Here is a 6,547-nt window from a genome sequence, read left to right as displayed (position 1 = left end):
GCACGGTCGCACATGTTGTGTGGTCAGCACACGCGGCACGGTCGCACATGTTGTGTGGTCAGCACACGCGGCACGGTCGCACATGCTGTGTGTCACACCTTTTTCGTGTACGCATATTTCTACTAACAGGCGCTTTTTCTCACAAACCGTCACGATTGTGCTTCGCATTAGTCTGCAGTGTGTACTCATGATCTGTACTAGCAGATCGAGTTCGTCCATACAGCGTCTCAATCTTGCTTCGTGCTCTCTTCGAAGCCTATTCGTCCAACCGCAGCGGCTCCCCCCTCCACCATTGGATTATGTCCAATGGAATATGAAGAATAGACAGATGAGGGGGCTTACGTTGGATTATGTACAGTAGATTTCAGAGATAAAGCGCTCTTTATCGGAAATATGAAGAATCCATTGGATATTTTCCAATAGAACGCTGATTCTTCTCACTAATCAATAAAATCCACTGTACATTTTCCAATGAAAATAGCAGGTAACAAGAATAGCAGACGGAAGCAGCCTACTCGACAGGCGCTATGAAGCTTTTCTCCATGGAAACGTAAGCATATTATTTACTTAACTGTGTCCGCTTTATATTGTTCTAAATCCACTTTTGTAACTACTCTGCACCATTTTTTATTTCAGTTGAATCAGTTGGAATCGACTTCTATGCACCACTGCAGCAGTTATGTATCGACTTGGCATCAGCTTCGATAAGCGGTTCTACATAAGTTTTGCATATACTTGGCATCAGCTTGTGAAACAGCTCTGCATCATACTAAGTTCCAGATCTTTGTCAGTTCTGTTCCAGCACTCGTTCAGATCTGCCCGAAGTCATGATTAGCACTCCCTCAGTTCTGCATCAGAACTGCATAAATCTTGGCCCAAATTCTTACTCGGTACTACTCCTTGTTTCTACTCTTAAGCTGCAATTGCTCTCATCCATTCTGTTCTACTCTTGCTCTTGCTCTGCCTCTGCTCTCACTGTTCTGTTCTACACTCGAGCTGCATTTGATTTAATCGGTTTTACTCCTTGCTTCTACTCTCAAGCTGCAATTGCTCTCATCCGTTCTGTTCTACTCTCGCTCTGCCTCTGCTCTCACTGTTCTGTTCTACACTCGAGCTGCATTTGATTTAATCGGTTCTACTCCTTGCTTCTACTCTCAAGCTGCAATTGCTCTCATCCGTTCTGTTCTACTCTCGAGCTGCAGCTGCTCTCACTGTTGTGTTCTACACCCAAGCTGCATCTGCTTCCATCTGTTCAGTTAACTCTCGAGCCGCATTTACTCTCATCCGTTCTGCTCCACTCTCGAGCTGCATGCGATCTCATCAGTTCTGCTCCACTCTTGAGCTGCAGCTGCCCTCATCAGTTCGGCCAGTTCTATGTCCTTCTTGTGTAGCCTCGCGTGCTCCCGTTGATGATTTAGACACCTGGTTATAGAAGCAATGTAAGCTATATGTCCTTCCCGTGCGCAACTAATGTAGTCCATGCGGACAACTCAAAAGCTAAATTCGCGAATAATTGGTTAATCATGTATATTAGTCAACATCCTTCCATACACTAACGTCCGAGCCGAACCCTATCCCGAAGCAAAGAGGTGGATGTATGGATCCCGTAACAATGGCCCGTGCCTTATTCGGCACCTCCATGGCCTTTCATATTTTATTTGCCACATTAGGGGTAGGACTGCCCCTTATGATTGTGTTCGCCGAAATTATGTACTGGCGCAAGAAAGACCGGGACTATGCCGTGCTCGCACGGCGCTGGACGAAAGCGCTCGGTATTCTGCTCGGCGTCGCGATTCCATCCGGCACGATCGTAGGCGTCATGCTCGCCCTCTTGTGGCCCGGATTTATGGAAATCGTAGGACAAGTGATCGCCGTCCCGTTTCAAGTCGAAATCTGGGCTTTCTTCTTCGAGGCGCTGTTCATGGCCATTTACTTGTATGCCGCCGATCGCCTGTCTTCCGGCATGCGCATCTTAAGCGTGTTCTTCGTCATGGTAGGTGCCAGCGCCTCGGCAGTGCTTATTACCGATGCCCAAGCGTGGATGAACACGCCGACCGGCTTCAAGCTCGTGGACGGCCAGATTACCGATGTCGACCCTTGGGCCGCCGTCTTCAATCCGTCCTTCTTCACGTCTGCCCAGCATGTGTTGACAACCGGCTACATGACCGGAGCGTTCTTCATCGTCACTTCAGCCGCCGTTATGCTGCTCAAGCATCGGCAAGACGAGCGCGAAGCGGCCTATCACCGCAAAGGCCTTATGCTCGGGCTCGTCATCGGCTTAGTCATGTCGCTCATAACAGCCATGAATGGGCATGCGACCGCCCAATCCCTGCATAAGCACAACCCGGAGAAGCTTGCGGCAGCGGAGGGGCTGTTTCAGACGACGACACATGCTCCGCTCGTCATTGGAGGAATTCCCGATCCCGAGACGCAGACCATTAAGTATGGCATCGAAATTCCCGGCATGCTCAGCTTCCTGGCCGCGAATTCGTTCGATACTGAAGTGAAAGGATTGAACGAGATTCCAAGGGAAGATTGGCCTCCGCTGTTCGTCCACACCTTGTTCAATCTTATGGTGCTCATCGGATTCGGATTGCTTGGCCTCTCGTTCGCAGTCGTCATGTGGCGCGCCTTCACCCGCAAATCACCGCGGCCGTTCCCGCGCTGGTTGATGCACCTCTTCGTGTGGACTGGCCCATTGTCTATGCTGGGCATCGAAATCGGCTGGATTTTCAGCTGCTCAGCAAGGCAGCCATGGACAATCTACCGCGTGCAGCGCACGACGGATGCTGCCCTGAAGAGCGACAGCATGGGCACGTTGTTCTTGCTATTCGTCACCATCTATGTCGTGCTCTTAATTATGACTTCGCTGGTCATGCGCCATTACTTCAAGCGTCATCCCGTCTCCGCCGATTTGATCGAGCATGCGGAAGATGCGAATGACACTAAGGGGGCATTCTCATGAGCGACGCCACGATTGCGATTACGGTACTGTGGATCTTCCTGTTTATTTATTCGCTCCTCGGTTCGGTTGATTTCGGAGCGGGATTCTGGGCAATGATCTTCGGGCGGAGGAGTGCAGATGGAGACACAAAAGCCGCGGGCTTGGCGAATCGCTTCCTATCCCCATCGTGGAAAATTACGAATACGTTTCTAGTGCTGTTCGTCGTCGCGCTGGTCGGATTCTTCCCGCGGGCGACGTTCTCGCTAGCCTCGCTGCTCTTGGTTCCCGTATGCCTGGTGCTCATCTTGCTTACGCTTCGCAGCGCCTTCATGGTATTCAGCTACTCCGTGCATTCCTATGATCGTGCGCTGCGCATCATTTCCGGCATCACGGGGCTGTTGATTCCCGGCCTGCTCGTTGCGGTGCTGGCGGTGACTTTGGGCGGGATCGTAACGGAAGCGCCAGACGGCACGCTAGCGCTGAATTACGGCAAGCTGCTGACCAGTCCGACGCTGTATGCGCATTTGGCATTCGGCTACGCCACGGAACTGTTCTTCTCTGCGCTGTTCCTAGCCGACTATGCCCGGGAAGCCCGGGACATGACTACCTATAGAACATACCGCCGCTTAGCCGTCATTTTTGGGCCGCTCAGCCTTATCGCAGCGGTTGGCGTCACGTTCACGATGCTGCCTGAGGCTTCATGGATTATCGCCCGCTTCCGGGATCAGTGGCTGTGGTTCCTGCTGTCGGCCGCCGCCTTCGGCATCGGATATGGCTGCTTGTTCATCAAGCGCAGGGGTGGCTTTATCGGCAGCACGCGCTTGGCCGTTATTTTCGTCGCCGTGCAGTATGCATTAGCGAGCTTCGCCTACGGCAGGGCGCACTTGCCCTATATCATCTACCCGCAGCTTACGCTGGAGGCTGGCTTCACGAACCCCGCCATCTTCCGTTCACTGCTTATCGGATACATTGTGAGCACCATCCTGCTTATCCCGGTGTTCATCCTGTTCTGGAGGCTGTTCCTGAAGGACCGGCGCTACCTTGAACAGGAATGAGATGTGATAATCGCCACACTCAACGCTGATATAGCAGACACAACAGCAACAGGCCTTGTCCCACGCGTCTCGTAATGGGCAAGGCCTGTCCATTGCTATAAGATAAGTTATTCCGGCATTTGAATCTCCACAATCAGGTCGTCACTGTCTTGTAAGGAGGACACCCGATACTCTAGCGGAGCGGACAGACCAGCCGCATCCAGCATATCATGCAGATCGGAGCGAAGCTGCAGTTCGCTCCCCGTATACCGGATTTGGAAGCGGTCGCGTCCAGATTGTCTAGCCGCCAGGAAGCGATCCGTCAAATCCGCCACATCCCGTATCGCTCTGTCCGGCAGGAGCACGTCTGCGCTCCATACCTTTTCCAGCTGAACTGCCAATTGCTTCAATCTCTCGTCATCGCTCTGATGCATCTGCAGCAAAGCTTGTTCATACGGCTCAACCACCTGCGGAATATTGTCCGATTTCCACGAATGATCCATACGCATTTCCGCATCAGTACGCAAATAATACGTGTACCTGACTTGTGCGCCCCGGTCAGGCAGCGGATCATCCCACGTTGCATCGATGTGATACCACTTGCCATCCAACTGAACCATATTCCACGCGTGGAGCATGCTGCCCGCTTCTCCTTCGACTATGATGCTCGGAATATCGGCTTCTTCGAACATCGCCTGCATGAGCAGCGCATAGCCTTGACATACCGTCTTCCCTTCGGTCAGCGCCTCGTAGGCGGTGAACTTCGTCATTGCCTCGTCATAGGCCACATTGCTCACAATATAATCGTGAATCGCTTTCACTTTTACGTGGGGAGAGTCGTTACTGTTCGTGATGTTAGCCACAATCTCTTTCGCCTGATTTCGCACATATAACGATTGCGTATACGTCTCACGGTAATCGACATACACAGTGACATTGGCGTAATCGCTGCCGCCCTTCCATTTGAAAGAATATTTGCTGACATTGTAGCGTATGAACGGATCGGAATAGAGCGCTTCCGACAACGCTTTACTGACCTGGTCCGTCAGTGTATCCGTACTTCCATCATATCGGAAGGAAGACATCGTTTCGCGTAAGGTGAATCGTTCACTGAGCCAATCGCGCATCTCTTGGTTTTCATGCAACGTCACTTGAGAGGATTGAGCTTCGACGGTAGGCCATATAGCAAAGCCTGTAATAATTCCTACGGTAATACCGCCAAAAAACAATACGCGAAACATGGATAACCAAGAGCGTTTGCGCTTCAACTCGCCTATTTCTTGGGGGTACCTTATGCCGTTCTGAGCCTTAAAATCGAACAACCGCATCACCACCTTCGCTTCGACGGTGTTGTCCCGCCTATGCTGGTACGAATCGTAACATAGGCAATTTGCAGATGCTGTCTAGTTATGGAGTGGATATAATCGAGGATGTTTCGTTCCGTTTCTATCACGATCGACAAGCTGTGGCAGCAAGAGAGCATTTCTCAGAAGATGGATGGCCCTTGTGTACCCGTTATCGAGTAGAGAAAAAGACGACTGATAGCGAATGCATGCGACATTTGCCTAAAAAAAAGCACAAGAGGAAGAAAATAAAATTCTTCGTCTCGTGCCTTATTATAAAGAGTTGCGATTCAAATGCTGCCGCAAAAATGGCAGCACTTCCGGCCAGAACGCAGGATCTCTGTCCGAGCTGCTGTGGCCGTCTGAATCGACAATCAAATGCGGCTGATGATAAGACAACCGCTGCAGCACATTTTCCAAATCGCTGGCAGGAATATAGCCGTCGTTGCGGGAATGGACCAGCAGCAGCGGTACTCTTCCCTCTGTGCGCGCATAATTGCCGGACAAGCTTTTCGCCAGATCCAGACCGTCGTAGACGGCAGTCGGAATCTGGGAACGATACAGCCAAATACGCGGTATGACCGTTGCAAGCGGAAACGTGGGCAGCTTATGCCGCTTCAGCTCTGCCGCAACCATCGTTAACGGACGGGAAGGCATCGAATCGGTAACGACAGCCTGGACGGCCAGCCCTTCATCCAACGCCAAGACAGCGCCGAAGCCGCCCAATGAATGTCCAATCACTCCGATGCGCTCGCCGTCCACATCCGGACGCTTCCGCACGTAGCGCACCGCAGCCAGCAAATCGTCCCGGAACAATAATGCGGATGGCGCCTTCACCGATCCGCTCTCTCCGTGACTGGTTACATCATACATGAGCACATTAAAGCCCGCATCTGTGAGCGGATAAGCATAACGAAGCACACGCGCACGATTGGAGCCCCAACCATGTGCAACAATGATAACCGGGGCCTTTTTGACTGGCGTATTCCCTTTTCCCCAGATGAACCAGCCTTGAAGCGTAGCGCAGCCTTCAAACGTTACCCGATCAAAGGGACGCTCGGGCTCGGTGCTCACCGGAATTTGCCGTGGGGACTGACTCTTTACCGCCAACGCCCAAGCTCCACCCGCTGCGCTGCTGACGAGAGCCAGGGCACCCACACCATATGTCCAAAGCATAGCCACTAATATCGCCTCTCTTTTATGATTGCCTCACGTTCATTGTCTAT

General features: G+C 51.9%; 4 protein-coding genes. 2 read left to right on the top strand and 2 right to left on the bottom strand.

Going from position 1 to position 6,547, the window contains the following annotated elements:
* Positions 1-1,597: 1,597 nt before the first annotated feature.
* Positions 1,598-2,965 carry a cytochrome ubiquinol oxidase subunit I gene (locus A372_RS0124375; protein WP_019423531.1) on the top strand — a complete coding sequence of 456 codons (1,368 nt, stop codon included), beginning with the start codon at positions 1,598-1,600 and terminating at the stop codon, positions 2,963-2,965.
* Entirely contained in the window at positions 2,962-3,999 is a 1,038-nt protein-coding gene (locus A372_RS0124370; protein WP_019423530.1) for a cytochrome d ubiquinol oxidase subunit II, read from the top strand. Before A372_RS0124375 ends, A372_RS0124370 begins: the two co-directional genes overlap by 4 nt.
* A gap of 107 nt (positions 4,000-4,106) precedes the next feature.
* Here the strand turns inward: A372_RS0124370 and A372_RS0124365 are convergent, their stop codons facing one another.
* Positions 4,107-5,306 (bottom strand): transglutaminase domain-containing protein, encoded by a 1,200-nt coding sequence (locus tag A372_RS0124365; RefSeq protein ID WP_157259682.1) that lies wholly within the window; start codon positions 5,304-5,306, stop codon positions 4,107-4,109.
* 288 nt (positions 5,307-5,594) lie between these two features.
* The gene (locus A372_RS0124360; protein ID WP_036705224.1) at positions 5,595-6,497 is read right to left on the bottom strand and encodes an alpha/beta hydrolase; all 903 of its coding nucleotides are present in this window, start codon (positions 6,495-6,497) and stop codon (positions 5,595-5,597) included.
* Between the last annotated feature and the right edge of the window lie 50 nt (positions 6,498-6,547).

Source organism: Paenibacillus sp. OSY-SE (genome assembly GCF_000283315.1).
Taxonomy (GTDB): domain Bacteria; phylum Bacillota; class Bacilli; order Paenibacillales; family Paenibacillaceae; genus Paenibacillus_B; species Paenibacillus_B profundus.
Note: the sequence above shows the minus strand (reverse complement) of the source record. Positions and strands in the feature narration are given on the sequence as shown.

Excerpts from the sequence above, each read along its gene's own strand:
- A372_RS0124370 (WP_019423530.1), top strand. The coding sequence starts at position 2,962 with ATGAGCGACGCCACGATTGCGATTACGGTACTGTGGATCTTCCTGTTT.
- A372_RS0124365 (WP_157259682.1), bottom strand. The coding sequence starts at position 5,306 with ATGCGGTTGTTCGATTTTAAGGCTCAGAACGGCATAAGGTACCCCCAA.
- A372_RS0124375 (WP_019423531.1), top strand. The coding sequence starts at position 1,598 with ATGGATCCCGTAACAATGGCCCGTGCCTTATTCGGCACCTCCATGGCC.
- A372_RS0124360 (WP_036705224.1), bottom strand. The coding sequence starts at position 6,497 with ATGCTTTGGACATATGGTGTGGGTGCCCTGGCTCTCGTCAGCAGCGCA.